Here is an 872-nt window from a genome sequence, read left to right as displayed (position 1 = left end):
ATGATCGCACTCGACGAGGCCGACTCCCCCACCGTCGCACGCACGTCGCCGGGCAGGCGCGACAGCAGGTACTCACGCAAGCCGCGCGCGCGGGCAGCGAAGGCTGCGCGCTCGGCAACCACCTCGGTGAGAGCAGCTGCGAGCGCGCAGGCTCCCGCAACGTCGGGTGTGCCCGATCGTATCGAACGCTCGTGTCCGCCGCCGGGGCGGTCGGTCGTCATGGGGATGCCTCGCCGGGCGAGAAGGACGCCGATGCCTGCGGGCGCGCCGACCTTGTGTCCGCCGACGCTCATGAGGTCCAGACCGAGATTCGAGAAGGAAACGTCCAGAGTCGGGATCGCCTGGGCAGCGTCGGAATGCACGAGGCCTCCGCTGGCGTGGACGAGGGCTGTGAAGTCTGCGACTGGCTGAATCGTACCGATCTCGGAGGACACCAGTGTCATGGATCCGAGGGCGATGCGCCCATCCCATGCTCCTGGCGCATCATCATCGGAGACAACGGGCAGGACTGACATACCGCCCGCGTCCACGGGCAGAATCTCCCAGGCGAATCCTTCGCGCGCAGCGACCTCGCGCTGGTGGGCGACTGCGTCGTGTTCGAGGCCGGAGACGACAATGAGGTCACGGCTGCTCTCACGCTCACGCATGCCGCGGGCGCCAGCCATCACGCCGAGGGCGTCGGACTCGGTAGCACCGGACGTGAAGACCACCTCGTGGATGTCACCTCCCAGGGTCACGGCCACTTGCTCGCGCGCATCGTCGAGCATGCGACGGGCCCGCCGCCCTCCGAAATGGAGGGCGGCGGGGTTGCCGGGGGTGGCGGCCAGGTCACGCTGGGCGCGGGTCCACGCCTCGAGGGCGCACTCGCGCAG

General features: G+C 69.4%; 1 protein-coding gene. It reads right to left on the bottom strand.

Annotated features, from left to right (window positions below):
- A partial coding sequence (locus tag BQ7477_RS10775; RefSeq protein WP_073983892.1) for a cysteine desulfurase family protein occupies positions 1-872 on the bottom strand: 872 nt, incomplete at both ends.

This window comes from Actinomyces bouchesdurhonensis (assembly GCF_900128465.1).
GTDB classification, from domain to species: Bacteria; Actinomycetota; Actinomycetes; order Actinomycetales; family Actinomycetaceae; genus Pauljensenia; species Pauljensenia bouchesdurhonensis.
The sequence above is the reverse complement of the archived record's forward strand: the minus strand, read 5'-3'. Positions and strand labels throughout refer to the sequence as shown.